Annotated in this window: 25 protein-coding genes; 4 read left to right on the top strand and 21 right to left on the bottom strand. The window is 67.7% G+C overall.

What is annotated here, in order from left to right; translation table 11 throughout:
- Positions 1-16: 16 nt before the first annotated feature.
- From BMW26_RS01405 to BMW26_RS01380, 6 genes are all read right to left on the bottom strand, one after another.
- Positions 17-1,942 (bottom strand): ABC transporter permease, encoded by a 1,926-nt coding sequence (locus tag BMW26_RS01405; RefSeq protein ID WP_072590553.1) that lies wholly within the window; start codon positions 1,940-1,942, stop codon positions 17-19.
- 1 nt (position 1,943) lies between these two features.
- A complete protein-coding gene (locus BMW26_RS01400) occupies positions 1,944-2,723 on the bottom strand; it encodes an ABC transporter ATP-binding protein (RefSeq protein WP_072590552.1) in 780 nt (259 codons plus the stop codon).
- A gap of 91 nt (positions 2,724-2,814) precedes the next feature.
- Positions 2,815-4,725, bottom strand: coding sequence for a Na+/H+ antiporter NhaA (nhaA, locus tag BMW26_RS01395; protein WP_072590551.1), 1,911 nt, complete (start codon positions 4,723-4,725; stop codon positions 2,815-2,817).
- Between the two features lie 7 nt (positions 4,726-4,732).
- Positions 4,733-5,521 (bottom strand): SDR family oxidoreductase, encoded by a 789-nt coding sequence (locus BMW26_RS01390; protein ID WP_072590550.1) that lies wholly within the window; start codon positions 5,519-5,521, stop codon positions 4,733-4,735.
- 43 nt (positions 5,522-5,564) lie between these two features.
- Complete coding sequence (locus BMW26_RS01385; RefSeq protein ID WP_072590549.1) at positions 5,565-6,299, bottom strand: glucose 1-dehydrogenase; 735 nt, start codon at positions 6,297-6,299, stop codon at positions 5,565-5,567.
- Between the two features lie 61 nt (positions 6,300-6,360).
- Entirely contained in the window at positions 6,361-7,155 is a 795-nt protein-coding gene (locus BMW26_RS01380) for an SDR family NAD(P)-dependent oxidoreductase (protein ID WP_072590548.1), read from the bottom strand.
- A 165-nt stretch (positions 7,156-7,320) separates the two neighbouring features.
- On the opposite strand from BMW26_RS01380, the gene BMW26_RS01375 reads away from it, so the two are divergent.
- Positions 7,321-8,103, top strand: coding sequence for an MmyB family transcriptional regulator (locus BMW26_RS01375; RefSeq protein WP_072590547.1), 783 nt, complete (start codon positions 7,321-7,323; stop codon positions 8,101-8,103).
- Here the strand turns inward: BMW26_RS01375 and BMW26_RS01370 are convergent.
- The 5 genes from BMW26_RS01370 to BMW26_RS01350 form a co-directional block, all read right to left on the bottom strand.
- Positions 8,021-8,932 carry a helix-turn-helix transcriptional regulator gene (locus tag BMW26_RS01370; RefSeq protein WP_072590546.1) on the bottom strand — a complete coding sequence of 304 codons (912 nt, stop codon included), beginning with the start codon at positions 8,930-8,932 and terminating at the stop codon, positions 8,021-8,023. The two genes, BMW26_RS01375 and BMW26_RS01370, sit on opposite strands and share 83 nt — an antisense overlap.
- 154 nt (positions 8,933-9,086) lie before the next feature.
- A complete protein-coding gene (locus tag BMW26_RS01365; protein WP_072590545.1) occupies positions 9,087-9,650 on the bottom strand; it encodes a flavin reductase family protein in 564 nt (187 codons plus the stop codon).
- 10 nt (positions 9,651-9,660) lie between these two features.
- Entirely contained in the window at positions 9,661-10,437 is a 777-nt protein-coding gene (locus BMW26_RS01360) for an SDR family oxidoreductase (protein ID WP_072590544.1), read from the bottom strand.
- 125 nt (positions 10,438-10,562) lie between these two features.
- Entirely contained in the window at positions 10,563-11,087 is a 525-nt protein-coding gene (locus BMW26_RS01355) for an MmyB family transcriptional regulator (protein WP_157557384.1), read from the bottom strand.
- Positions 11,088-11,148: 61 nt separating this feature from the next.
- A complete protein-coding gene (locus tag BMW26_RS01350; protein ID WP_072590542.1) occupies positions 11,149-11,985 on the bottom strand; it encodes a helix-turn-helix domain-containing protein in 837 nt (278 codons plus the stop codon).
- A 176-nt stretch (positions 11,986-12,161) separates the two neighbouring features.
- On the opposite strand from BMW26_RS01350, the gene BMW26_RS01345 reads away from it, so the two are divergent.
- Positions 12,162-12,440, top strand: coding sequence for an Atu4866 domain-containing protein (locus tag BMW26_RS01345; RefSeq protein WP_072590541.1), 279 nt, complete (start codon positions 12,162-12,164; stop codon positions 12,438-12,440).
- Between the two features lie 37 nt (positions 12,441-12,477).
- Here BMW26_RS01345 and BMW26_RS01340 read toward each other — a convergent pair whose 3' ends face one another.
- Positions 12,478-12,798 carry an ArsR/SmtB family transcription factor gene (locus tag BMW26_RS01340; protein ID WP_072590540.1) on the bottom strand — a complete coding sequence of 107 codons (321 nt, stop codon included), beginning with the start codon at positions 12,796-12,798 and terminating at the stop codon, positions 12,478-12,480.
- Positions 12,799-12,875: 77 nt separating this feature from the next.
- Between BMW26_RS01340 and BMW26_RS01335 the strand changes: the two genes are divergently transcribed.
- Complete coding sequence (locus tag BMW26_RS01335; protein ID WP_072590539.1) at positions 12,876-13,169, top strand: DUF1330 domain-containing protein; 294 nt, start codon at positions 12,876-12,878, stop codon at positions 13,167-13,169.
- A 142-nt stretch (positions 13,170-13,311) separates the two neighbouring features.
- The gene (locus tag BMW26_RS01330) at positions 13,312-14,358 is read left to right on the top strand and encodes an NAD(P)-dependent alcohol dehydrogenase (protein ID WP_072590538.1); all 1,047 of its coding nucleotides are present in this window, start codon (positions 13,312-13,314) and stop codon (positions 14,356-14,358) included.
- A 138-nt stretch (positions 14,359-14,496) separates the two neighbouring features.
- Here the strand turns inward: BMW26_RS01330 and BMW26_RS01325 are convergent, their stop codons facing one another.
- From BMW26_RS01325 to BMW26_RS01285, 9 genes are all read right to left on the bottom strand, one after another.
- Complete coding sequence (locus tag BMW26_RS01325; RefSeq protein WP_072590537.1) at positions 14,497-16,623, bottom strand: heavy metal translocating P-type ATPase; 2,127 nt, start codon at positions 16,621-16,623, stop codon at positions 14,497-14,499.
- Between the two features lie 66 nt (positions 16,624-16,689).
- Positions 16,690-18,951 (bottom strand): heavy metal translocating P-type ATPase, encoded by a 2,262-nt coding sequence (locus BMW26_RS01320; protein ID WP_072590536.1) that lies wholly within the window; start codon positions 18,949-18,951, stop codon positions 16,690-16,692.
- Positions 18,952-19,020: 69 nt separating this feature from the next.
- On the bottom strand, positions 19,021-19,983 hold the full coding sequence (locus BMW26_RS01315) for a heavy metal-binding domain-containing protein (RefSeq protein ID WP_072590535.1): 963 nt from the start codon (positions 19,981-19,983) through the stop codon (positions 19,021-19,023).
- A complete protein-coding gene (locus BMW26_RS01310; RefSeq protein ID WP_072592181.1) occupies positions 19,980-20,192 on the bottom strand; it encodes a heavy-metal-associated domain-containing protein in 213 nt (70 codons plus the stop codon). The genes BMW26_RS01315 and BMW26_RS01310 overlap by 4 nt, the downstream gene beginning before the upstream one ends.
- Before the next feature lie 146 nt (positions 20,193-20,338).
- Positions 20,339-21,277 (bottom strand): carbohydrate kinase family protein, encoded by a 939-nt coding sequence (locus BMW26_RS01305; protein WP_072590534.1) that lies wholly within the window; start codon positions 21,275-21,277, stop codon positions 20,339-20,341.
- Positions 21,271-22,779, bottom strand: coding sequence for a glycoside hydrolase family 32 protein (locus BMW26_RS01300; RefSeq protein ID WP_072590533.1), 1,509 nt, complete (start codon positions 22,777-22,779; stop codon positions 21,271-21,273). The genes BMW26_RS01305 and BMW26_RS01300 overlap by 7 nt, the downstream gene beginning before the upstream one ends.
- 37 nt (positions 22,780-22,816) lie before the next feature.
- Positions 22,817-23,650, bottom strand: a complete 834-nt coding sequence (locus BMW26_RS01295; protein WP_056276257.1) for a carbohydrate ABC transporter permease — start codon at positions 23,648-23,650, stop codon at positions 22,817-22,819.
- A gap of 8 nt (positions 23,651-23,658) precedes the next feature.
- Positions 23,659-24,597 (bottom strand): carbohydrate ABC transporter permease, encoded by a 939-nt coding sequence (locus tag BMW26_RS01290; protein WP_198032363.1) that lies wholly within the window; start codon positions 24,595-24,597, stop codon positions 23,659-23,661.
- Positions 24,597-25,979 carry an extracellular solute-binding protein gene (locus BMW26_RS01285; RefSeq protein WP_072590532.1) on the bottom strand — a complete coding sequence of 461 codons (1,383 nt, stop codon included), beginning with the start codon at positions 25,977-25,979 and terminating at the stop codon, positions 24,597-24,599. Before BMW26_RS01285 ends, BMW26_RS01290 begins: the two co-directional genes overlap by 1 nt.
- Positions 25,980-26,135 lie beyond the last annotated feature (156 nt).

Raw genomic sequence — 26,135 nt, 5'->3', positions numbered from 1 at the left:
ATGGATCCTGGCGTGCTCACTCCCTCCCGCGCACGAGCGTCACGGGTGCTGGTCTCATGGCGGCCGAGGACGTCAGAAGAGTGGTCGTGCCCGCGACGGCGTAGGCGCCGATGATGACTGTCGCTACGAGCGCCCATGGGACAGCCATGGATGCGGACCCTGTGACGGTGGCCGTGACGATGACGACCGCCAGCACAGTTCCTGCGGCGGCGAGCAGCCCCAGGACAAGGCCCACAGACGTGACGATGAGGGACTCGAGGAGGGCGGTGCGGAGGACCAGCGAGCGGGTGAGGCCGGACACGCGCGCGACTGCGAACTCTCTCGACCTCGAAGCGGAGGCAATCACGATCGAGTTGACTACGCCGATGAGCGCGTACAGCGCGCCGAGCCCCAGCACCACGATGAGGATCGACGTCGCTGTTCCAGAGGATGCCGCCGCATTCTGCTCGAACCATTGGTCGGCCAGAACGACGCCACCGTAACGATCGAGTTCGCCCGCGATTGCGGACAGGTCTGTGTCTTCGTCGAAGGCCACGAAGCTCACGGTCTCCGCTCCGGCGAGGACGTCGTCGGGGAGAGATGATCGGGAGAGGTACAGCGTCGGACCCGCAGCTATCGACGGTTCCGCGACACCGGTGACTTCGAGCGCGGGGAGCTCGACGTCACCGACGCGCACGCCAACCCGGTCGCCCGCACCGACCCCGATGGAGCCAGGTCCCGCAATCGCGGATCCGTCATCAAGTGACGCGGTCGGGGCCGTTGGGTGGGCGGCTGCGTACGCTTCTCCCTCAATGACAGTGATGGTGCCGACCTCGGTGAACGCGAGTGCACCTTCTCCTGTGGTGATGGCGGCAGGGAGGGTCACCTCAGACGACACTGCGGCGACACCTTCGACTGACGCGATCCCGCGATCACCCCACGGATCCGAGGTTCTGTCGCCGACGACGGAGATCACGACGACGTCCGCCACGGTGGAGGCCCGCTGCGCAGTCGCCCCGGCGTCCGCGAACGACAGGAGAGCCGTCGACTGACCGACGAGGATGCCGACGAGGACCACGAGCGGCGCTGCGGTGGACGCACTTCTGCGCACATTGTCACGAAGGCTCGCGCGGGCGAGGAGGGGTGAGATGCCGCGCGAGCCCACCGGTACCAAGCGTGCGGCCAGCGGGACGAGGAGTGGAGCGGCGGCTGTGAGAGCGATGGCCGCAGCGATCGACACGTTCATCGCCATCGCCTGCCCACCGGCTGCTCCACCGACCGGAGCGAGCGCGAGCAGGGCGAGGGCACCGGCTCCGAACAGCGCCGCGATAATCCAACGTCCTCGCGTCATGACGGGCGACGCGTCCTCGCCATCGCGGAGCGCCGACAGCGGAGCGATACCGGCGGCACGGCGCGCCGCCAGCAAGACGCCCCCGACGGCGAGAGCGATGCCCGTGGCCGCGGACGCACCGAGGACCCACACTTGCCACCGTGCGGCGAAGCCCTCAGGCACGAATCCGAGCCGCGTAAGCAGGTCGGCGTGGACCGTCATGACTGCAACTCCGAGCGGCACCCCGACCAGGGCACCGGCGATTCCGAGCAGCGCAGCTTCGTTCACCAGGAGACGGCGCACCTGTCGTCTGCTCGCTCCGACAAGGCGCAGCAGAGCGATGTCGCGGCTGCGCTGGTCGACGGTGAAGGCGAACGTGGTTCCGATGATGAAGAACGCAAGGAACGCCGCGAAGGCAAGCGTGACGGCAAGCACCGTGACGGCGACGGTCGTCGATGCCGTATGGGCGGTGGCCTCGATAGCGGACGCACCGGCGGGAGCGGGAGTTGTCGCGGCGGTGAGGAGCAGCAGGAGCGAGGACTGCACGAGGGCGACGCCGAGAGCGACGGACAGGACGGCGCCGATGAAGAGTGGCCATCGTTCAGTGACGGTGGCGCGGCTGAGGGCGAGCATGTCAGGACTCCAGTGCGACGATCTGGGCAGCGACGGCGGCGACGTCCGGCGCGACGAGCCGTCGGACGATCCGTCCGTCTCGGAGGAAGACCGTGGAATCGGCGCGTGCGGCCGCAGCAGGGTCGTGGGTGACCATGATGATCGTCTGACCGGCGTCGGCCATGCCCCGCAGGAGATCGAGCACGGTACGGGCTGCGGCGGTGTCGAGGGCGCCGGTCGGTTCATCTGCGAAGAGGACCTCGGGCGTCGTGACCATGGCCCGCGCGATGGCGACCCTCTGCTGCTGGCCACCGGACAGTTGACGCGGCTTGTGTCCGGTGCGCTCAGCGAGTCCGACGGCCGCGAGTGCGGAGCGCACACGGTCCCGAGATGGTCCTTCCCCGGCAAGGCGGAGAGGGAGCGCGACGTTCTGCTCCGCCGTGAGCGCCGACACGAGGTTGAAGCTCTGGAAGACGAAGCCGATCCGTGAGCGGCGGAGCGCCGTCAGCTCGTCGTCGCTCGCGTCGGTGATGTCGGTGCCGCCGAGGAGGACCCGTCCTTCGTCCGCGCGCTCGAGGCCCGCAGCGATGTGCAGCAGCGTCGACTTCCCCGACCCGGATGCTCCCATGATGGCTGTCCAGGATCCACGAGGGAACGAGAGGTCGACGCCGTCGACCGCACGGACGGCCGAGCCGTCGGTCCCATATGTCTTCGCGATACCGCCGAGGGTGAGCGCAGCGGTCGCGGTGTCATCTACGGAGCGTTCGGGCCGGGTGGGAGCAGCGTGGCGGGAGGATTTCATGTCGACCGTCCTGATCTGTGGTGATGCAATAGGAATGGAGAGGGGGATGATGCGCGGGTCAGTGATCTCGGTCGCCCACGAGGCCCGCGGATCACTGCGTCTCTTCGACGCGGATCCACTCGAGTGACGCGGAAGACCACGTCATCCGGCCGTCAGCGGTTCGCCGGTTCGGTTCGCTGCGTTCGAGTGCGTCGATGAGTGAACGCGCGTCGGTCGATCCCTGGTAGAGCCGGCCGCCGATGAACAGCGTGGGAACGCGGCGAAGGTCCGCCCGCCGCGCCTCATCGACATCACGGCGGACGCGCTCTCGTGCCGGCGTCTGCACCCTCTCCTGATCGAAGAGGCGGATGTTCACGCCCGCGTGCGATGCGGCGTTCCGGATGTCCTGCGCGGTGACGGGCGTGGACGCTGCCGACAGGGCCTCACGGAAAGGTCCGAAGCGTCCCTGGCGTGCCGCTGCTTCTGACGCGAGTGCGGCGTCATACCCGATGGTGCCGTCAACCACTGATGAGGCGTGGCGGAAGGTGTATTGCAGCTCTTCTCCGAATCGGGCCCGGAGTTCAGCGAGAACACCGGTTCGAGCGATGTCGAAGTCGGCGGAGAGATCGCCGTACTCCACGAGCGAGAGTGGCGCGTCGTCAGGTCCTATTGTGTGTTCCCTGTCGGCATCGACGGCGCGCGGGAGCACCGTCTCGCTCGACGGTCCGCGCCGTTGCATGCGTTCGAGCACGACCAGCGTCGTGCCGCCCGCGATCACCGCGACGAGGGAAGCGACGAGAATGGCGAGATGTGCGAGCTGCAACGTGTCCGCGTCGGCGAACGCGAGTTCGGCGATGAACAGCGAGAGTGTGAAGCCGACGCCTGACAGAAGTCCGACTGCGACGACATGACGCATCGCGACCCCGGCGGGGAGAAGACCCGGTCGGATGCGCGAGATGGCGAAAACCGTTCCGATCACGGCAATGGGTTTGCCGAGGACCAGTGCGGCGACGATGCCCCACGTCAACGGCGACCGTGCGGCCTCTGCGATGGTTGTTGCATCCACCCGAACGCCCGCGTTCGCGAGCGCGAAGAGGGGGAGGACCGCGAGGTTCACATACGGGGAGAGGAGGCGGTGGGCGCGGTCGTTCACGGAGATGGCGCGCTGCAGCCCTTCCTCCGCATCGCGCGCGTATGCGGCTGACGGTGACTGCGCGAACGCGGTCATCAAGCGCCTCGCCTCCCCGACACGATCGTCACGTGCCTCGAACACGGGCAGCAGCAGCGCTATCGCGACACCTGCGAGGGTCGCGTGCACGCCCGAGGCAAGCGTTGCCAGCCAGACGACGACGGAGAGCACGAGGTAAGGGGCTCCGCGCCACACGCCCCACCACCGGCACGCCGCGATCGCGCCGAGACCGAGCATGGCGATCACGAGCGCGCTGATCGAGAGCTCGTCGGTGTAGGCGACGGCGATCACGGCCAGTGCGCCGATGTCGTCGGCGACTGCCAAGGTCACGAGGAAGACGCGCACAGCCGGCGGCAGACCCCGCCCAAGGAGCGCGAGCAGGCCGAGAACGAAAGCGGTATCGGTTGAGACGACCGTCCCCCACCCCGAGGCTTCCGGCGTCCCGGCGGTCACGGTGAGATAGATCGCCGCGGGGACCAGGATGCCGGCTGCGGCTGCAGCCACGGGCACTGCGGCCTTTCGCCAATCGTGCAGCTCCCCGAACTCGAGTTCTCGACGAACCTCGAGTGTGATGAGGGCGAAGAAGAATGTCATGAGACCGTCGTTGATGAGGTGACGAAGGTCCATCCCCCACTGCAGGTCGCCGATCTCGACGCCGAGCCAGGTGTGCCAGACGCTCTGGTAGGTCGAATCGTCCATGTTGGCCCAGAGCAGCGCGACAATGGTCGCGATCACGAGGAGCGCAGCGGCGACGGCCTCCGGCGCGGGCGTCGAGCGGCGCGGAGATCGCGTGCGGTGCGGTCCGAAAATACCCAGGAGGTGGAGCGAAGTCACCGCCGCATCACCCCTGCTCTGTCGGGAGGAGGACCATCTCGGCAACGTTCATTCCGAACGGGAGGCCACACGTCATCGCGATGAGCTGGCCGACGTGATCGGGGGTGATCGGATGCTCGATGCTGCGTGCGACGTCCTGCCACAGATCGACGGCGGCACCGTCGTTGAGGTGCCGCCCGAAGCTCTCCTCGACAAACCCGGGCTCGATGTTGTGCACGCGAAGGCCGCGCGGGCCGTACTCGGCGCGCAGTGTGCGCGTCAGGTGCGCGATCGCCGCCGACACAGCGCCATACACGGCGAAGTAGGGGTACAGGACATGTGCTGCGATCGCGCCGACGAAAATGAGATCGCTGCGTTCTTTGCGTTCGGCGGCGGCGAGCAGATCCGCTGAGAAGGTCTGCGCCGCAAGGAGCACGCCGCTGAGGTTCGTGTCGATCATTCGCGCCCAGTCGGCAGGCACCGCGTCCTCGAATGGTGCGCCGAGCATGACTCCGACGCTCACCACGACGATATTCACCTCCCCGAACCGGTCAAGGACCGCGTCCCGGGCGTCCGCGAGCTGCGCGGTGTCAGTGATGTCGGCCGCCACCGTCATCACTCGGTCGTCGGCGTCGAGGGATCGTGCGAGATCGTCGAGCGGGCCCGGCTCGAGGGCGATCAGTGCGACGCGGGCCCCGGACTCGACGAGGGTGCGGGCCACGCCCGTCCCGATCGTGCCGGTGGCGCCGAGGACGACAGCCGAGCGCCCGTGAAGACCACCGAAGATCGCGGTCGTCATAATAATTGGTCCTTTCATGTGCCGGGAAGGCGTGTGGGGCGGAGCCGCGGCGGACGCGACGTCAGCGTGCGGGGATGCCGGCGGATTCACCGCCGTCGGCGATGAACTCACCGCCGGTCGAGAACGCCGAGTCGTCGCTGGCGAGGAACAGAACCAGCGGAGAGATCTCCGTGTCCTCCGCCTGCCGATGTAGCGCGACGTTCGCCGTGTTGTCGCCGAGCTCGTCTGTCATCGGTGTGCGGACAAAGCCCGGGTGGACGGTGTTCGCACGGATGCCGAAGCCGCCGAGGTCCAGTGCCGTCGCCTTCGTCAGGCCGCGCAGTGCCCACTTCGAGGCGGAGTAGGCGGGGAGGAACGAGTACCCGGTGATGCCGGCGGTTGACGAGATGTTGATGATGGAGCCGCCGCCCGACTGGCGCATCGCGTCGATGACGGCCTTCGTTCCGTTCCAGACACCGGTGAGGTTGACCCCGATCACTTCATCCCACATCTCGTGACTGTGGGTCTCGATCGGTTCGCGACGGAAGATGCCGGCGTTGTTGACGAGTACATCGACACGGCCGAACTCGCGTACCGCCGTCTCGACGACCACACCCCACTGATCCCGATCGCGCACGTCGAGGGGCACGAATCGAGCGGCATCGCCAAGCTCCTCAGCGACGGCGCGCCCCTCCTTCTCCAGCACGTCGGCCAGGACGACGCGAGCGCCCTCGGTGACGAAGAGACGGGCGTGGGCTGCGCCCATCCCCCGCGCGCCACCCGTGATGATGGCGACTTTCCCGTCCAGCTTTCCCATTGGTGTGCCCTTTCGTTCGTTGTGTTTTCGAGACGAGAGCGTGAGCTCCCGGTCAGTGAGGTCAGGAGATGCGTTCGCGCGTCAATGCCGCGAGGGCCTTCTGGTTGCGCTCGTCGAGCGCGTCGTCGCTTGCGGCGACGAGCTCACCATCGTCGATATAGGAGCCGCTCGGGACCTCGGCCGCTGCCGCTTCGACGACGCGTCGACCACCGTGATCGACGGAGGCGCCCCCTGCTCCGAACATCGAATGCAGCAGCGTCGTGCTGATGACGCCCGGGCTGATGCTCACGACGCGGATCCCGCGCGGCAGTCGCTCTGCGAGCCACGTGGTGTACGTGACGATCGCCAGCTTGGACTGGGCGTAGGCACGCACCGGGTCATAGCCGTCGCGAAGGTCGGGATCATCGAAATCGAACGACGTCATCCGGTGGGTCGTGGATCCGACGTTGACGATCCGACCATCGTCGACGATCGAAGCGCTGAGCCGCTCGGTGAGGAGTGCAAGTGCGAAGAAGTTGACTTGAAGCGTGCGTTCGAAGCCATCATCGGTGAGCTGACGCAAGGGCGCCCCGGGCACCCCCGCGTTGTTCACGAGGATGTCGATCGATGGGGTGACCGCGCGGATGTCATCTGCTGCGCGGCGGACCTCGTCGAGGCGTGTGAAGTCGGCCTCGATGTACTCGACACGTGCACGGCCAATCTCTCGGAGCTCCTCAAGCAGGCCGACAACATCGCTATCGCTCTCCGGCCCCTGCACCACGAGAACCGCGGCGTGCGCGGCGAAGAGTCGGGCGGCGGCCCGCCCGATCCCGCTCGTCGCTCCTGTGAGGACGATCGTCCTGCCATCCAGTTCCATGTCCACCTCCGGTGCGCTCGTTGCGATACATCCACTTTCGAGCGAGACGGAGCGGGGCGGGAGGCCGGGTCGAGACTAGGTGTCTCACGGCCAGGGAAGGTGGAGGAGTCCTGCCTCGCGCGACCCAGAAACACTGCCGAAACTCACGTGCGGGATACTTCCGCTATGGCCAACCCCACTCTCGGTTCCCTGCTGCAACACTGGCGCGGGCGCTCCGGACGTGGGCGGCGCGAAGTTGCGTCGTCGTCGGGCGTGAGCTTCGACTATTACAAGCGCCTCGAGCAGGGTCGCGTCGGCATCCCCTCGAGCGCCGTCCTGCACGCGATCGGTCGCGCTCTCGCGCTGAGTGCCGACGAGCAGGCGCACCTGACCGTGATCGCGAACGAACGCAGCCACTTCCCACAGTGGCCGGTAGCCCCACCGTCGCAGCGTCAGAGCCAGATCCTCCGGGGCATGCTCGACCCTGTCTTCGTCATCGACGAGCGCACCCGGGTGCGGGGGTCCAACCGTGCGGGGTGGACCGTCCTTCACGAGCTCGGCCTCTTCGGTCGCTCTGAGCGCAGCTGGATCGAGTGGATGGTCGAGCACGATTCCAGCCGGATCGTGTACGGCGAGGACTGGGAGACGGGCATGCGACGCATGGCCGCAAACCTCAACCGCCTCATGACCTGGAATCCGAACGACGCTGACCTCGCTGGATTCGTCGCCGAGTGGCGCAGACGCAGCCCGCTGCTCGCCGAGTATCTGGATGTCTTCGACTTCGACGTCCCGGGCTCCGGCACTCTGACGATCACCCTTCTGGGGGAAGAGCCAGTCCTGCTGGACTACGACTACATCACTCTGTCGAGTTCTCCGACGCGTTTCCTCAACGTATGGTCGGCTCCGGGAGGATCGTCGGGACGAGAGGTGCTTGATCGGATCCGGGTGAGAGCAGGTCGACCGGGTTGATCGCGGCCACTGCCATCGCGCTCGCGTCATACTGCGCTGGGTGCTGCCAAGCCAGCTCAGCGGTCGGTCGACACAGGACGAGCCGCCGGCCGGGGTGATCCGCGAGCTCGAGGGCGAAAACGTGCAGGAATAGGTCGCCGAGTTCGTCATGCCGCAGGCCAACGCGATGCGTCGACGCGACGTCAACTGCGTGCACCGCCCACAGCTCGGCGAACGTCGAGCTCTCTGCGGTCAGCCGCCGCAAGAGAGCGAGGCCTTCCTCTGTGGGCGTGGCATCGGCTGACAGCACGCGCAGGAGCGCAACCGCCCAGCGTGCACAGCCCCGCCAATCGAGGAAGAAGTCCGGGGCCTTCGGATCAAGGAAGATCATCTCGAGGAAGTTCTGCGAGGCGAATCGGTCGAACAGGCGCCGGGAAGGCGCACTCGAGGCGACGATGTCGAGCTGAGGTCCGAGCACGAACGCCGGGATGCGCTGGTCCTCGACGAGCGCGAGGAATGCCGTGGGCAGCGGCTCGTCATGTGGGATTGGGGAAGGCGGTACGGCGAGACCCGCGAGCGTGTAGACGTAGCGGCGCTGCGCGGAGTCGAGACGTAAGGCTCGGGCAAGCGCCTCCACGACCTGGGGTGACGGGTTCGGTTCCCGACCCTGCTCGAGTCGGGTGTAGTAATCCACGCTGATTCCGGCGCGTGTCGACACCTCCTCGCGGCGCAGCCCCGGCACCCGACGTGTGCGGCCGGCCGCGTCGGGCCGCGCGGCCCGGATGGCATTCCGACGCGAACGGAGGAACGCGCCGAGTTCACGCGGACGGTCGTACGGGTGTGTGGGCATGGCGCGATTCCTCGGGTGAAAGACGGTGCCGCGGCGATCAGGGCCGGCGATCTGTTGTCATCCTGCGCGACGCGCAGCGCCGGAACAACGCGGGGACGGCGTGTCCCGGTGGCCCTTTCAGGGCCACCGGGACACGAGGATCGCCAGCGATGGTCTAGTCGCGGGTGAGCGACTCCCACTTCCGCATCCGGTTGCGGAGATCGATCCGTTCGCCGTTCGTCGAGAACGTCCCGTCACCGCGATGGTGGACCTCGGCGGCATCTGCAGCCTCCGGGTCGATCCATGCTTTCTCGACACGGAGGACCCACAGGTCGTAGTCGGCGACGAGTCGGTCGTCGGCGACGGTGCACTCGACGTTCGCGAAACACTCCGACACGAGCGGTGGACGCACCACCTCGGCGGGCAGCGGTGTCAGACCGAATCGGTCCCACTTGTCGACTTCGGCGCCCGACACATTGCCGATGTCGACCGTCGTCTCGAGCAGACCGCGGTCAGGGAGCGCGATGACGCACTCGCCGGTCTCGCGGAGCGCCGTGAACGAGTAGTCCCAGCGGCCGATCACGAGTGCCAGGTTCGCGGAGTGCCGCACGGGCATGTTGAACCCGTTGGTCATCAGGTTCGCGCGCTCGTCGTCCGCGGTCGACACCAGCACGATGGGCCCCGGCTCGAACAGCCGATGAACGCGGTCGAGCGGGTATTCGACGAACCTTCCGGGCATCGCGATCTCCTTAGATGATCTGCTGGGTGGGCAGGATGGTGATCTCGGTCAGGTTGACGTGCTTCGGCACGGAAGCGACGAACGCGACGGTCTCGGCGACATCAGCCGACTGCAGGACGTCGATCTGCTGGATGAGGTCGGCCATCAGCGTGCTGGCATCCGGGTCGGTCACGTGGTCCGGCAGTTCAGTGTCGACCATTCCGGGCTCGAGGGTCGAGACGCGGATGTTCTTCCGGCCGAGCTCCGTGCGCAGCAGGCGGGTGATGTGGCTCACGTAGGCCTTCGTGCCGGAGTACACCTGGAACTTCTCCAGGATGCGAGTCGCCGCGATCGACGACGTGGTGATCAGGTCGGCCGGTCCCCCGGCCGCCGCCGCGTCCTCGAGCGAGGGCACGAAGGCGTTGATCGTATTCATGACGCCCTTGATGTTGAGGTCGATCTGCGCGTCCCAGTCCTCGACCTTGCCGTCGGTGATCGAGGAGATGAGCTGCACTCCGGCGTTGGCGAAGACGAGGTCCGGGCGGCCGAGTTCGGCGGTGATCCGCTCGGCGGCGGCAGTGACCTGCCCCCGGTCTGTCACGTCCGTCGGTACGGCGAGTGCTGTGCCTCCGGCGGCGGTGATGCGTGAGACGACCGCGTCGAGGCGATCCGACCGCCGTGCGAGAACGGCGACCTTGGCGCCGAGATCAGCGAGCCGTTCGGCCGTGGCCTCGCCGATTCCGCTCGATGCTCCAGTGATGACAGCGACGCGACCGTCGAGGGTTCCGGGGACGATGGTGGTGCTCATGTCGTACTCTCCTTCTTCCGGGAGCGGCGGGATGAGCCGCTCAGTGACTCCAGCCTTCCGAGGCGTCCGAAAACGGACCAGGCCGTCCTCCGCCTAGCAATGACAGGACCAGTCGGGGCACCCGGTCACAGAAGATCGAGCAGGGCGAGCGAGCGGTCCGTTTCCGAGGTGGGCGTGCACACTCGGAGCAGATACGGTCCCACTTGGCGAGTGCGGCGGACGAAGCGCAGCGGGCCGATCTGTGGGTGCCGGACGATGTAGCGGTCGCGGCGGAGCGGACGCAGCCCGGGACCTGCATAGAGGCGGCGGAAGTCGGGGTTCCCCGCATCGAGATCTTCGACGAGGGACTGCATCTCGGCCCTTCGCGCCGCGTCACTGGCCGCGTCATTCAGCGCGGCCACGACATCGCTCTGCTCGTGTCGCCGGTGCACGAAGAACCGCGATGCAAGAGGATCGAGGAACACCATCCGCGCGATGTTACGATCCTCGATCAACGGTTCGTGCAGCGCGCTCCAGCGCCGGTTCGCGTGCACGACATCGAGCCTCGACGTGAGGACCACGGCGGGATCGTGCTCGGGGAGAGCAGGAATCGCGGCGTGCATCGCAGGGCGCCTCGGCGTCGAGTCGCCCTGTGTCGATTCACTGGTCACTCCAGCACGCTAGAGGCCGTGCGCGGCACCAGCCTGGCCGTGTGACTCCCTGGCTCAGGAGCTAAGCGTCCTCGAGGACCGCCGGTTGCCTCGCGGCGAGGAGTTGCAGACGTTCGGCACTCTGAGATGCCGGTTCTGCCTGGTACACGACGAGCTGATGCCCCGGCATCGCGGAGACCTCGAACGCGTGGAACGCGACAGTGAGCTCTCCGACCGTGGGATGCGCGAGGACCTTTTCATCGTATGTCTTCGGCTCGACGTGGTGGGCTGCCCAGAGCTCGGCAAAGCGGGGGGAGCCGTGCTCGAGTCGGCCGATCAGCTCAGCCCGGCGAGGGTGGTCCGCGTAGAGGTCCGATGTCGCGCGCAGATTGGCGACACAGCCAGCCGCCGCACGTTCCCAGTCCGAGTAGAACGTCCGGCCGACGGGATCCAGGAAGACCATCTCGACAAGGTTGCGCGTCGAGCTGAACGGCTCGAAGAGGGCTCGCGCAAGGCGGTTCATCACGACCATGTCGAGCAACGGATCCAGGACAAAGCACGCCGCGTCCGGCCACGCGTCGATCATGCGGGCGAGTGGAGCCGAGACTGCGGCGGGAAGGTCCGTCAGCTCTGGTTGCCATGCGATCCGAGCGAGGCTGTACGCATAACGGTGCTCACTGAGATCGAACTCAAGGGCATGCGCGAGGGCGTCGATCACCTGCGCAGACGGGTTCGTCTCGCGACCTTGTTCGAGCCGCGTGTAGTAGTCGATACTCACACCGGCGAGCATCGCCACCTCATCCCGACGCAACCCCGGAACCCTCCGAACACCTGAAGAGCGAAAGGGCAGCGATTCGATCGACGCCGTCGACCGCTTCGCTCGAAGGAACTTGCCGAGCTGACCTGAATCGGATCCCATGGCACTCCAGGGTACTCAAGAGTGTGAACCGCTTCCACGCTCATGCCCCGCCCCGGGTAGCCCCGCTACTGCTAGTCACAGCGCGGCCTCGACCTGATCCCGGGCGACGAATTGAACTTGATCCCGCGTGGACGATCCACTCATGCGAGGTAACCAGCGACGAAAGGGCAGACACCATGGCGCAGAGCGACGCATCCTTCGAAACGGACACGGCCGACACCATCGTGGGGATGTGGGTCACTGCTGACGAAGACATCCGGCAGAACCTCCTGCCTGGCGGCCGGTACGAAGAAGAGCGAGACGGGCGCCCGAAGGCGTACACCGGCAGGTATACCGTGGACGGCGCCCACATCGACTACTTCGACGATGCAGGTTTCACCGCGACCGGCGACGTCATCGAGGGCGTGCTGTACCACGAGCATCTCGTGCTGTTCCGAGCTGACGACACGGAGTGACGGCTGCGCCTTGCACTGGCAGGAGCCGCGACGATCATTATCGCTGCGTGGGCTGCTGACCGAAGGCGTGCAGCAGGGAGTCGAGCAGCCCCGGGAAACGGGCGTTCAGGTCATCCTGGCGGAGAGCCATGTGGATGTACTTGCCAACCTTCTGCTGGTGCAGCACCCCGCTCTCGCGCATCACCCTCCAGTGGTGACTCGCGGTGGATCGGGGCATATCGGGGATCGCCGATGAGCACGTCAGCGCTTCCCCTGCCGCGAGCCGCCTCACGATATCGAGACGAATCGGATTCCCCAGCGCTGCAAGAACCGAGGCAAGGTCGAAGTCTTCAGCGGGAGGGTGGGTCAGGTCAGACACGATTCGACTATATACGAACCGTTGCTAGCATTGCTCATCAGTTCGATAAAACACGAATTGTGGAGGAAGGACCTGTCATGCCCGCATACCTGAGCATCGATCTCTCGCCGGAGGACCACGACGCCATTCGCACCTACGAAGCGCAGATGCCGCCCATCCTGCAGAAATACAACGCCACGGTCATCGCCCGCGACGAAAACGCACTCACGCCGGAGGGCGATCGCGACCCGCACATCGCCGTGATCATCCGTTTCGATGACAAAGAGGCATTCACTCGGTTCTACGAGTCGCCGGAGTACGCGCCGTTGCGCGAATACCGATGGGCCAACGCGCGCACTTCGGCGATCGTGATCGACGGAATCGAGGAGTGACGCCGCGTGGGTCCTCGGCCGAGTGCGGCATGGCCGAGGGCCCACGATCGGTACCGGATCCGGATACTGGAAGAGACGGCCTCGAGCGCCCACGCCTCCGCACCGCGCGGCAGACCGCTCGGGCGCCAGGAAGAAGAAGCACATGAAAGCTCTCCGTTACGTCGAGATCGGCAAGCCCCCTGTCGTCGTCGACATCCCGATTCCTCAGCCCGGCCCCGGTCAGGTTCTGCTCAAGATCACTGCGGGCGGCGTCTGCCATTCCGACGACTACGTCATGGGCCTTCCTGAGAAGGACTACCTCGAGCAGAGCTATCCGCTGCCCCTGACGCTCGGCCATGAGGGCGCAGGCATCGTGCACGAGATCGGAGAGGGCGTCGACTCGACGCTGAAGGTCGGCGACGCCGTGGCGGTCTACGGTCCGTGGGGCTGTGGCCGCTGCCACAACTGCTCACAGGGCATGGAGAACTACTGCACCAACGCCGCGGCTGAGGGCATCCGCCCTCCCGGCCTGGGCAGCCAGGGTTCGATGGCCGAGTACATGATCGTCGATGATGCCCGCCACCTCGTGCCGCTCGGCGACCTCGACCCCGTGCAGAACGTCTCGCTGACCGACGCCGGCCTCACCCCGTACCACGCGATCAAGCGCTCACTCCCCAAGCTCGGCGCCGGCACCTTCGCCGTCGTCATCGGCACCGGCGGGCTCGGCCATGTCGGCATCCAGATCCTGAAGGCGATCTCGGGCGCCACCGTCATCGCCCTCGACGTGAACGACACGAAGCTCGAGCTCGCCACCGAAGTGGGCGCAGACCACGTCCTGATCAGCGATGCATCCGCCGCCGACACGATCCGCGAGATCACCGGCGGTCTGGGCGCCAACGCCGTGTTCGACTTCGTGGGCGCGAACCCGACGATGGCTCTGGCGCAGAGTGTCGCCGCACTCGATTCGGACGTGACGATCGTCGGCATCGGCGGCGGAACCATGTCGCTCGGCTTCGGCGCGATCGCCTACGACGCCGCCGTGCGAATCCCCTACTGGGGATCGCGCTCGGAACTGATCGAGGTGCTCGATCTCGCGCGCGCGGGAAAGATCCACGTGCAGACCGAGACGTACTCGCTCGACGACGGCCCGAAGGCGTACGAGGATCTCGCCTCGAACAGCATCCGCGGCCGCGCAGTCATCGTCCCGTAGACGACGCTTTCGCACAGCGGCCGCTCCGTCTCACAGGCGGGGCGGCCGCTGCTGTCTGCACCGCCGATCGAGCGCCGTCACCGCGCTGAAGCGCCGGTGAGATCTCGGTGTTCGCGGGATCACCGAGGCGATCCCGCGTCAGGACCGCCCGAGCACACCCCGCACACTCGCCTCCGGCGAGAGGTCGATGCGCCGGAGCAGCTGCGCATTGAGCGCGACGACGATCGTCGAGAGCGACATCAGCACCGCTCCGACCGACATCGGCAGCACGAACCCGACGGGTGCCAGGATGCCGGCGGCGAGCGGCACCGACAGCAGGTTGTATCCGGCCGCCCACCACAGGTTCTGCCGCATCTTGCGGTATGCGGCGCGGGAGAGCTCGATGACCGAGATCACCGAACGCGGGTCGGAGCTCGCGAGGATCACCCCGGCCGAGGCGATGGCGACATCGGTCCCGGCGCCGATCGCGATGCCGACGTCGGCCTGAGCGAGGGCGGGGGCGTCGTTGACGCCGTCGCCGACCATCGCGACCTTCTTGCCCTCTGCCTGCAGCTCCTTCACCTTGGCTGACTTGTCTTCGGGACGCACCCCCGCGAACACCCGGTCGATGCCGAGCTGCGCCGCGACGGACTCGGCGACCGCCTGGGCGTCGCCGGTGATCATGACGACCTCGACGCCGAGGCGGTGGAGCGCGTCGACCGCCTGCTGAGATTCCGGTCGCACCTCGTCGGCGAGCTTCAGCCCGCCGGCCACCTGTCCGTCGACGGTCACGTGCAGGATGATGGCACCCTCGTCTCGCCACCCGTCTGCGGCGGAGATCTCTCGGCCGCCCACCTCGTCGAGGAGCTTCGGCCCGCCCACGCGCACCTCTCTGCCGTCGACCGTGGCGGTCACGCCCACGGCAGGCGACGACGTGAACCCGGAGGCCTTCGAGAGCGTCAGCCCTCTCTCCTCCGCCGCGCGCACGATCGCGCGAGCGAGCGGATGCTCACTGTCGGCCTCAGCCGAGGCGGCGAGCGCCAGCAGACGATCGGCGTCGATGTCACCGGTCGGCTCGACGGCGGTCACGGTCGGCGCGCCCTTCGTCAACGTGCCCGTCTTGTCGAACAGCACGGCGTCGACGGTGCGCATGCTCTCGAGCGCGAGGCGATCCTTGACGAGCACCCCGCCCCGGGCTGCGCGCTCGGTCGCGATCGACACGACCAGCGGGATCGCGAGGCCGAGCGCGTGCGGGCAGGCGATGACGAGCACGGTGATGCTGCGCACGACCGCAGCATCCGGATCCCCGACGAGGGTCCACACCAGCGCGGTCAGAGCGGCCGAGAGCAGCGCGAACCAGAACAGCAGGGCGGCTGCGCGGTCGGCGATGCGCTGCGCCCGCGACGAGGAGTTCTGCGCATCGGTCACCAGCCGCTGGATGCCGGCGAGCGCGGTGTCATCCCCGGTCGCGGTGATCTCGACCCGCAGACCGGAGTCGGTCGCGACCGTGCCCGCGGTCACGGTGTCACCGGTCGCACGGGTGACCGGGCGGGACTCGCCGGTCACCATGGACTCGTCCATGGCGGCTGTGCCGTCGATGATGCGCCCATCCGCCGGAACGCTCGCCCCGGGACGGATGACGACCACGTCGCCGACGACGAGATCGGCGGGTGCGACCGTGACGATCTCGTCTCCCTCGACCCGTTCGGCCTCGTCGGGCAACAGCGCCGCGAGGGAGTCGAGCGCCGACGTCGTCTGCGCGAGGGACCTCATCTCGATCCAGTGGCCCAGCAGCATGATGACGATGAGCAGTGCGAGCTCCCACCAGAACTCGAGCTCGTGATGGAGGATGCCGAGCGTCGCGCCCCATGAGGCGAAGAACGCGACCGTGATCGCGAGGGCGATCAGCAGCATCATCCCGGGCTTGCGGGCCTTCAGCTCGCTGATCGCCCCGGTGAGGAACGGCCATCCGCCCCAGAGATACATGACGGTGCCGAGCACGGGCGAGATGAACCGGGCACCTCCGGCGACGTCGTAGCCGAAGATCATCGCGAACATCGGCGAGAACGCCACCACCGGCACGGCGAGCAGGAGATTGACCCAGAACAGGCGACGGAACTGACCGACGTGGTCACCGTGCCCGCCATGTCCACCGTGCCCGCCGTGGTCCGCGTGCTCGCCGTGGTCCGCGTGCTCGCTGTGAGCCCCGTCCGCGTTCCGAGCGTGATCGTCGTGCGAGACCTGGTGGCCTCCCCCGGGGGTTCCGTGCGCGTCGTGTGCAGTCATGGGTCCCGTCCTCCCGTATCGGGTGTCGTTCTCAGTGTGTCTCGGCGGTCGCCGAGAGCCTAGGGGTCACCGCGTGGCGATGCTGCGGAACCCGCGCAGACGCAGGCTGTTGCCCACGACGAAGACGCTCGACAGCGCCATCGCCGCACCGGCCAGCATCGGGTTGAGCATTCCCAGCGCCGCGACCGGGATGGCCGCGACGTTGTAAGCGAAGGCCCAGAACAGGTTGGTCTTGATGGTCGAGAGCGTCGCCCGCGAGAGCCGGATCGCGTCGACCGCGCTGCGCAGATCACCGCGCACCAGGGTGATGTCGGACGCCTCGATCGCGACATCCGCTCCGGTGCCCATGGCCAGGCCGAGGTCGGCCTGGGCGAGTGCGGGTGCGTCGTTGACGCCGTCGCCGATCATCGCGACCGTCTTCCCCTCACCCTGCAGTCGGGTGATGACCGCGACCTTGTCTGCCGGGAGGACTTCGGCGATGACCTCGTCGATGCCGACCTCCGCGGCGATCCGCCGGGCGACGGCCTCGTTGTCGCCGGTGAGCAGGATGGGCGTCAGCCCGATCGCCCTGAACCGGGCGATCGCCTCGGCGCTGCTCGGCTTCACGGTGTCGGCGACGACCAAGATGCCGCGAGCCAGGCCGTCCCAGCCGACCGCGACGACCGTCTTGCCCTCGCCCTCGGCGCGGCCCTTCGTGGCGGCGAGCTCGGGGCTCAGCGCCTGCGCCCACTCGGCGAGGAGCGAATCCCGGCCGACGATGACGGTGTGGCCGTCGACGACGCCCTGCACGCCCTTGCCCTCGATGTTCGCGAAGTCCTTTGGTGCGGGCAGGGCGCCGATCTCCTGGGTCGCGCCCTTGGCGATCGCCTGCGCGATCGGGTGCTCGGAGGCATCCTCCAGCGCACCGGCCAGCCGCAGGAGATCCGAACGGTCGGTGCCCGGCTCGACGAACACGTCGACGAGCGTCATCCTGCCGGTGGTGACGGTTCCCGTCTTGTCGAGCACCACGGTGTCGACCGTGCGAGTGGACTCCAGGACCTCCGGCCCCTTGATGAGCACTCCCATCTGCGCACCGCGGCCCGTGCCGACGAGCAGCGCGGTGGGCGTCGCGAGGCCGAGCGCGCAGGGGCACGCGATCACGAGCACGGCGACCGCCGCGGTGAACGCCGCCGTCATGGGGAACCCGGCGCCGAGCCAGCCGCCCAGCGTGACGACGGCGATCACGATCACGATCGGCACGAAGACACCCGAGATGCGGTCGGCGAGGCGCTGCACCTCCGCCTTCCCCGTCTGGGCGTCCTCGACGAGCTGGGCCATCTGCGCCAATTGCGTGTCGGAACCGATCCGGGTGGCGCGAACCACGAGCCGCCCACCGACGTTCGCCGTGGCGCCCGTGACGGCGTCGCCCTCGGCGACCTCGACCGGCACGGCCTCGCCCGTGAGCATCGACGCGTCGACGGCCGACGTGCCCGACACCACGATGCCGTCGGTCGCGATCTTCTCACCGGGCCGCACGACGAATTCGTCTCCCACCTGCAGGTCCTCGACCGGGATCTTGGCCTCGACCCCACCGCGCAGCACGGCGACGTCCTTCGCGCCGAGCTCGAGCAGCGCACGCAGCGCCGCGCCGGCCTGCTTCTTCGACCGCTTCTCGAAATAGCGCCCGGCGAGGATGAACATCGTGACACCGGCACCCACCTCGAGGTAGATGTTCGCCGCTCCATCGGACGGAGCGAGCGCGAACTCGAAGGGGTGGGTCATGCCCGGCGTGCCGGCCGTGCCGAAGAACAGCGCATACAACGACCAGAGGAAGGCGGCCGATGTGCCCAGGGAGATGAGCGTGTCCATCGTCGCAGTGCCGTGGCGGAGGTTCATCCAGGCCGCCCGGTGGAACGGCCAGGCCGCCCAGAGGATCACGGGAGCGGCCAGCGCCAGCGACGCCCACTGCCAGTACGTGAACTGCAGCGCGGGGATCATCGCCATCGCGATCACCGGCACGGTCAGCACGACCGCACCGCTCAGGCGAGTGCGCAGCGAGCGAAGCTCCGGGTCCTCGGCGTCCGGATCTCCGGCGTCACGCACCGCCCCCTTCGGGGCAGGCAGCGACGCCGAGTAGCCGGTCTTCTCGACCTCGGCGATCAGCGCGGCCGGGTCGTACCCCTCGGGAACGGTGACCTTCGCCTTCTCGGTCGCATAGTTGACGGTCGCCACGACGCCCTCGAGCCTGTTCAGCTTCTTCTCGATCCGCATCGCGCAGGACGCGCAGGTCATCCCGCCGATCTCCAGCTCGAGACCTGTCCCCGTGGTCGAGGGTGCTGACGTGCTCATGTTCGTTCCTTCTGTGCGATGTCGTTGTGGGTCGCAGCGGGCAGCCGCGGTGGGGGCGATGGGCGACGGTCAGTGCGCGTCGTCGTGCGAGTCGCCGTCGGATTCGGGCGCGCCGTCAGCCGGAGCGGCATCGAGCACGAACGCGGCGGTGTGCACGGCGCCGTCGACCTGGAAGTCCAGGTACAGCAGGTAGCGCCCGGCAGTCCGAGCCTCGGCGGCGAACGCGATCTCCGGCCCCGACGTCTCGCCCGGTTCGGGTTCGGCGCCCGCGGCGTGCACGTGCAGGTAGGCGAGGTCTCCGTCCCGGAGTGCCACGAGATGCCCGAACGCCCCGAGATACGGCTGCAGAGCGATGACCGGCCGGCCGTCGCGGGTCACGGTGAACGTCAGGTCGCTCACCGCCCCGGCCTCGAGAGCCCCGTCGACCGAGACCGTATAGCCGGCGACCTCGGCGACCTGCGTCGGCTGCGGCGCGACGGGTGCGAACTCGCCCGCCACCTCGACGGTGCGCGCGAGAGTGAGCGACGGCGCATCGGCGCCCGCCGGCGTGAAGTCCGCGAAGACGCGGTATGCGCCGGCATCCGTCCACTCCCACGGCAGCGACCAGGTGCCGGTCGACTCATCGAGCACCGGATGCACGTGGCGGTACTGGCTTCCGTCGGAGCGCACGACGATCAGGTGGAGCTGCTTCTCGTGCGCGGTGGCATACGCCGTCACCGGGATGCCGTCTGCGTCGTCGATCCGGAACGCCAGCTCACCGGGTTCTCCCGTCGATGTCGGGGCCTCGACCGGCGACATCGTGTAGCCGTCGAGGCCGAGGGAGAGCCCCTTCAGGTCGTCCGCCGGAGCACTCTCGCCCTCGCCGGAACCGGCGGCACTCGCATCGTGAGTGTCGTGTTCGTCCATCTCCGCACCCTTCGTCCAGTCACTCACGGCACTCGCGGGGACGATGACGCCAGCGAGGCCGAAGGCCGCGCCGAACGCCACCACCAGGCCGGCCCCGAAGAGGCCGAGCCGTGCGCCGGAGTTCATGACGTCCGCACCGCCGAATAGCCCGCCTCGGCGACGGCTGCGAGGATCCGCGTCTCGTCGATCGGGGCGGATCCGGTGACGACGAGCGTGCCGTTCAGAGCGCTCACCTGGACGTCTTCGACGCCGGGAACTCCGGAGACCTCTTCGCGGACCGACATCTCGCAGTGGCCGCACGTCATGCCCGTCACCTGGAACTCGTTCTTCGTCATCATGTCTCCTTGTCTTCGTTCTAGTACCCCAGGGGGGTATTAGACACAAGCGTATACCCTCTCCGGGTATTCCACGATGGGCGCACGAAAATCGCACCGCACGAACCGGCCGTGCGGTGCGTGCGGTGCGTGGGAGTGCTGGCGCGTCAGCGCGAGGAGATCGCCAGGTCACTCAGGCGCGGCGGGTTCGCGCCGCGCCGGGACACGGTGACGGCCGCGCCGGCGAGCGCGGCCTCGGTCACGCGTTCGAACTGCGTCAGATCGCGAGCGTCGGGATGGAACGCGTCGCCGGCGAGCGCCGGCGCCAGCCCGCCGGAGACCACGCCGTGGATGAGGCCCGACATGAAGGAATCGCCCGCACCGATCGTGTCGACCACCTGGACCGGCGGCGCCTCTCTCTCGACCGGCCCCGTTCCCCCCTCGATGAGCGAGACGCACCCGTCGCCTCCGCGGGTGACGACGGCGAGCCGCGCACCCAGCGCGATCACCCGCGCGAGCACGTCATCGATCGGGCATCCGGGATACAGCCACTCGGCATCCTCATCGCTGAGCTTCACGATGTGCGACGCCGCCATGATCGCCTCGACACGCTCGGTCGTGGCCGCGCGCGGCCCGAGAAGCTCGCCCCGGATGTTGGGATCGTAGGTGCGCAGAATGCCGTCGGGCACCGCGTCGATCATCGCGCGGACGGCATCCGCCCCGGGGTCGAGCACCGCGCCGAGCGAGCCGACATGCACCACGTCGACGCCGGCGGCCTCTGCGATCGCGACCTCCGCTGACACATCCCACTCGATGTCGAAGTCGTAGGCCGCAGCCCCGTCGGCCCCGATCACGGCGACGGCGCGGGACGTGCGCTCCCCTGCTCTCATGCTCGTCGGCACGACGGCGACCCCCTCCCGGGCGAGGTGCTCGCCCAGCATCCGTCCGTGCGGGTCGTCACCGATCCGCGTGAGCAGTCTCGTCGCGAGCCCGAGACGAGAGAGCCCCACCGCCACGTTCATCGGCGATCCGCCGGGGTGGGGCACACCGCCGACGACGTCGACGAGCGCCTCCCCCACGACGAGGCACCGTGCAGTCGTCAGCACGTCAGCTCGGCGACGGCGACACGGGCGTCGAGGAGCGCTCCCCCCGAGGCCTCCAGCACGCATGAGCGATGCGCAGCTGCAGGGATCAGCGCCGTGAGCACCCGAACGCCGTCCTCCGCGAAGAGCTCGAGAGACGACACCCTGTCGTTCAGCCGATCGATCCAGATCTCCCAGTCGATCTCGTCCGGGCGAGTGGCGGGCATCGACATCGACCCGCCGACCCCGGCGGGAGGGATCAGCTCGGGGCGGACGACGTCGATGCACCCGCTCGCGCGGTCCTGACGGATCACGACCCCACCCGCATCCGCGCCCTCGAGGCGCAGTTCGACTCCTCGCGCGTCTCCGAACGCCGCCGAGACCCTGATCCGCGCGGTGTCCGGCAGCTGCTCGGACACCGTGGTCGGGCCCGTCATCGAGCCGAGCTCGGTGAACTCGACGGGCGCGGCGTCGACCGCCGGCGCCTGGCGCAGACGCACCACGCCACTGCGGTCGCGGGTGAGCGAGAGCCGTCGAGGGAGAGTCATCGCGGTGCGGTACTCGGACGACTCGTCCTGGGGGATGCGGCCGGCGTACTCCCAGTTGTCCATCCACGCGATCAGCGTCCGCTCGCTCTCGGCGAGGCCGTCGAAGGTGACACCGGCGTAGCAGTCCGGGCCGAAGTCGATCCAGCCGTACGCCTCGAGCTCGTCTCGTGATTGACTGCGGTCGACCATCAGCCGCCGCGAGGGAGTCGGATGCGGTGCGCTCGCGCGGAACGTCGTGCCGTCGAACTCCCCCACGACGTAGTGGGTTCCCGATCCCCCCGCGATGCCCCCGGGGTTGAGGCTGATGAGCAGCACCCACCGCGAGTCGGTCTCATCGCCGTCGACGGCGAGCCGGAACATGTCGGGGCACTCCCAGACCCCGCCGACGGGTCCCGCGGGGCCGTACGACGAGAGATACGTCCAGGTCGTGAGATCGTCGGACCGGTGGAACAGCACCTGCCGGTCGTGGGCTTCGACCGCGACCATGACCCAGTACCCGCCGTCGGCGTCGTCGTAGCGGAACACCTTGGGGTCGCGGAAGTCGCTGGTGCCACGGTCGAGCACCGGGTTGCCCTCGTACTTCGTCCAGACGTATCCGCCGTCGGTGCTGTACGCGAGGGCCTGGGCCTGATGCCCTGCAGCGGCCGCCGTGTAGAGGGCGACCAGGGCCGGCTCCTCGGCGGTGCCGAATCCCGAGGTGTTGCCGTGATCGACCACGACGGAGCCGGAGTAGATCTGCGCCGCGTCGTCCGAGAGGATGGCCGGCTCGTGCTCGGTCCACCGCGCGAGATCCGTGCTCGTCGCATGCCCCCAGCTCACGTTCGAGTGCGAGATCCCGTGCGGGTTGCACTGGAAGTACAGGTGGTGGATGCCGTCGTGGAAGACGAGTCCGTTCGGATCGTTCATCCAGTTGTTCCGCGGTGCGAAGTGCGTGCGCGGGCTCGTGGTGCGGACCGGAGGAGAGTCAGTGGGGGTCACCGGGGTAGTCGTCTTTCTCTGTGATGGGGGGCGTGCGTCACTTGCCGACGCCGGCGGTGAGTCCCTCGCGCAGCGGCTTCTGCCCGAAGAAGAACACCAGGAGTGCGGGGATCATCGAGAGGATCACTCCGGCGAGCACCGTCGACACGCTGCCCGTGCCGAGGTTGCCCTGCAACGTGACCAGACCGAGCGGCAACGTGAAGTTCTGCTCGCTGATCGTCATGATCAGCGGACGGAAGAACTCGTTCCAGTGGTAGTTGAAGGCGAGGATGCCGACGATCGCGAGACCCGGGGTCGCGAGCGGCAGGTAGACGCCGAAGAACGTGCGCCAGGGGCCCGCTCCGTCGAGCTGGGCGGCCTCTCCCAGCTCGGTCGGGATGCCCATGAAGTACTGCCGCATCAGGAAAGTGCCGAATGCCGTCGGGAGCGCGGGGACGATGAGCGCGAGCAGCGTGTCGGCGAGGCCCATGCCCCTCACGAGCATGAACACGGGGACGATCGTCACCTGCAGCGGCACCATCATCGTCGCGAGGATCAGGGCGAACAGCAGCTTCTTGCTGCGGAACTCGAACTTCGCGAACACATACCCGGCCATCGCGGCCGAGAGCATCTGACCGGCGGCGACCAGCACCACCACCAGCGCGCTGTTCCATGCGTAGAGCCAGATCGGGATCTTGGCGAAGACGTCGGCGAACGCATCGAACCCGACGCTGACCTCCTGGGTCACGGGGTCGGTCGGCGAGAGCGCCGTGATCAGGGTCCAGACGACGGGACCGATGGTAAGCAGGGCGGCGAGCCCGAGAAGGGCGAACTTTCCGCCGGTGCCGAGGGTGTAGAGCCAGGAACGCTTCGAAGACACTGTCGTGGTCATGATGGGCCTCACCCGTAGAAGACGAATCGGCGGCTCAGCCGGAACTGGATGGCCGTGACGAGCATGATGAGAAGGGTCAGCACGATGCCGATGGCCGATGCGCCGCCGAAGTCGAGCTGTCGGAACGCGGACTCGTAGATCACCATCACCGCGGTGCGGGTCTCGTCGCCGGGACCCCCTCGGGTCAGCACCCACGGCTGGTCGAAGATCTGCAGCGCGTTGATGATCGCCATCACGGATGCGACGAGCAGGGTCGGGCTCACCAAGGGCAGCGTGATCATGCGGAACTGGGTCCACCCGGCCGCGCCGTCGAGGGAGGACGCCTCGTAGACCTCACTCGGGATCGCCGCGAGACCTCCGATGAAGAGCAGGAACGTGAACCCGAAGTTCTGCCACACGTAGACCAGCAGCACCACGACCTTGGCACCGAGGCCGGTCGTCAACCAGCCGACGTCCGCGATGCCGATCAGGTTGAGCGTCTGATTGACGAGCCCGAACTCCTGATTGAACAGGTACGCCATGATCAGCGAGACGGATGCCGCCGACAGGATCAGCGGGAAGAACAGCGCCGACCGGAAGAACGTGCGCAGCCAGTTCGGCATCCTGGACTGGACCAGCACCGCCAGCACCAGAGCCACCGACAGCTGCAGGATGACAGCGACGACGACGAAGCCGATGGTGTTCAGGAACGAGACGCTCACGGTCGGGTTCGCGGCGAGGTCGACGAAGTTGTCGAACCCGACGAACACCGGGTCGGAGATGATGTCCCAGCGGAAGAACGCCAGGACGAACGATCCGATGATCGGCACGAAGTTGAACAGGCCGAGCCCGATCAGCGTCGGCGCGAGGAAGACCCAGGTGAAGACGCGCCCCGATCGGGCGACCGTGCCGGTCTCCCGACGCAGCTTCGCGGGCACCGTGACGGTGCGGGTGCTGCTCTCGGACATCAGTTGCCCCCCAATGCGAGCTCGAGATCTCGCTGCATGGTCTCGAGTCCTCGGCGGACGCCGGACGGACCGTTCGTGATGGTCGACACCACGTTCTTCAGCAGGGCGGATTCGACGGCGGCCTGCTGGGGCGGTGCCGGCATCGGACCCGTGTCGGGGAACTTGTCGAGCGTGTCGTAGAAGACGTCCCAGTGCGCCGGCCCGACTCCCGCGCCGTAGAGCTTGGCGTTGAGTGAGCGACGGGGGAGCGACGAGTCGGGTTTCGAGTGCGCGATCGTCATGCCCTCGACCGAGACACAGTACTTGAGCCACTCCCACGCCTCGTCCTTGCGCGGCGAGGTCTCCATGATCGCGTAGCCGCCCGCGCCGAACTGGTGCCGCTGCCCCGCCATCCTCGGGAAGTAGGTGACGTCGTAGGCGTCGTTCGCGACGCCGGCCTCCTCGAGGCCGCGCACCCAGAAGCCGCCGGCCGGGGTCATCCCGACGGAGCCGGTGGAGAACAGGGAGACCAGCTCGTTGCCGCCGCCCTGCGCCGGGTTCGCCGCGAGCCGTTCCGAGACCATGCGCTCGAGCACCGAGAAGCTCTCGACCGCATGCTCGTTGAGCGCGTCGGCCTGCTTCCACACGTAGCCTCCGCTGCGGGCCGGCTGATCCGGATAGAAGCGGTCCCAGAGCCAGTCGCCGCCGGTCGCCTTCTCCTCATGCAGGAAGCTGGTGTTGTTCACATACAGCCAGGGCACCACTCCGCCCCACAGCCGGTTGTTCCAGAAGTACGGCAGGAACTGCCCCGAGGCGCTCTTCTTCATCGCGCGGGCGGTGCCGAGGAAGTCCTCCAGCGTCCAGTTGTCCGCGGGACGCTCCAGCCCCGCGCGCTCCATGGCCGTCGTGCTGTAGAACACGTTGGCGGCGTTGAAGTTGTCGGGCATCTGGAAGAGGCTGCCCTGATACATGAACGCCTCGATGAGGGTGGGGTTCACGTCATCGAAGTACTCCTGCATCTCGGACGCGTCACGACGCACGAAGTCGTCGAGCGGGTGCGCGAGGCGCGAGGCGAAGAGCTGCGCCCCCTCGGTCGCGACGGTGACGACATCGGGTGGCGTGCCCGCGGCGATCATCGTGAGGATCTTCGCGAAGTACTCGCTCCAGTCCTGACCCTGGATGGCGACGATGCGCACCTCGACGCCGGGGTGCTTGCGCTGGAAGCCGTCGATCAGCGACTGACGAGCCAGCGCATCCTGCGCGGTGCCGAAGAGGGCGACCGTCAGAGTGTCCTTGCCGCGCCCGGGGATGTCCGATCCGGTGAGCCTCGGCCACGAGACGACGGTGCCGACGATGCCCAGTCCGATCGCGCCGAACAGAGCCCTGCGAGTGAGATCAACCACGATGTTCTCTCCTGTGTGATGACTTCGCGGCACGGATCGAGAGTCCCGGGCTGCGATGCTAAATTGATTCAGCATCGCCGAGAGTAGCACCGTCGAATCGCGGTCGCAATGATTTTGCTAAATCAATTCAACACGGGTGGTTTCGGGGCTCGGCAT

This window comes from Microbacterium sp. 1.5R, assembly GCF_001889265.1.
Lineage (GTDB): Bacteria > Actinomycetota > Actinomycetes > Actinomycetales > Microbacteriaceae > Microbacterium.
The sequence above is the reverse complement of the archived record's forward strand: the minus strand, read 5'-3'. Positions and strand labels throughout refer to the sequence as shown.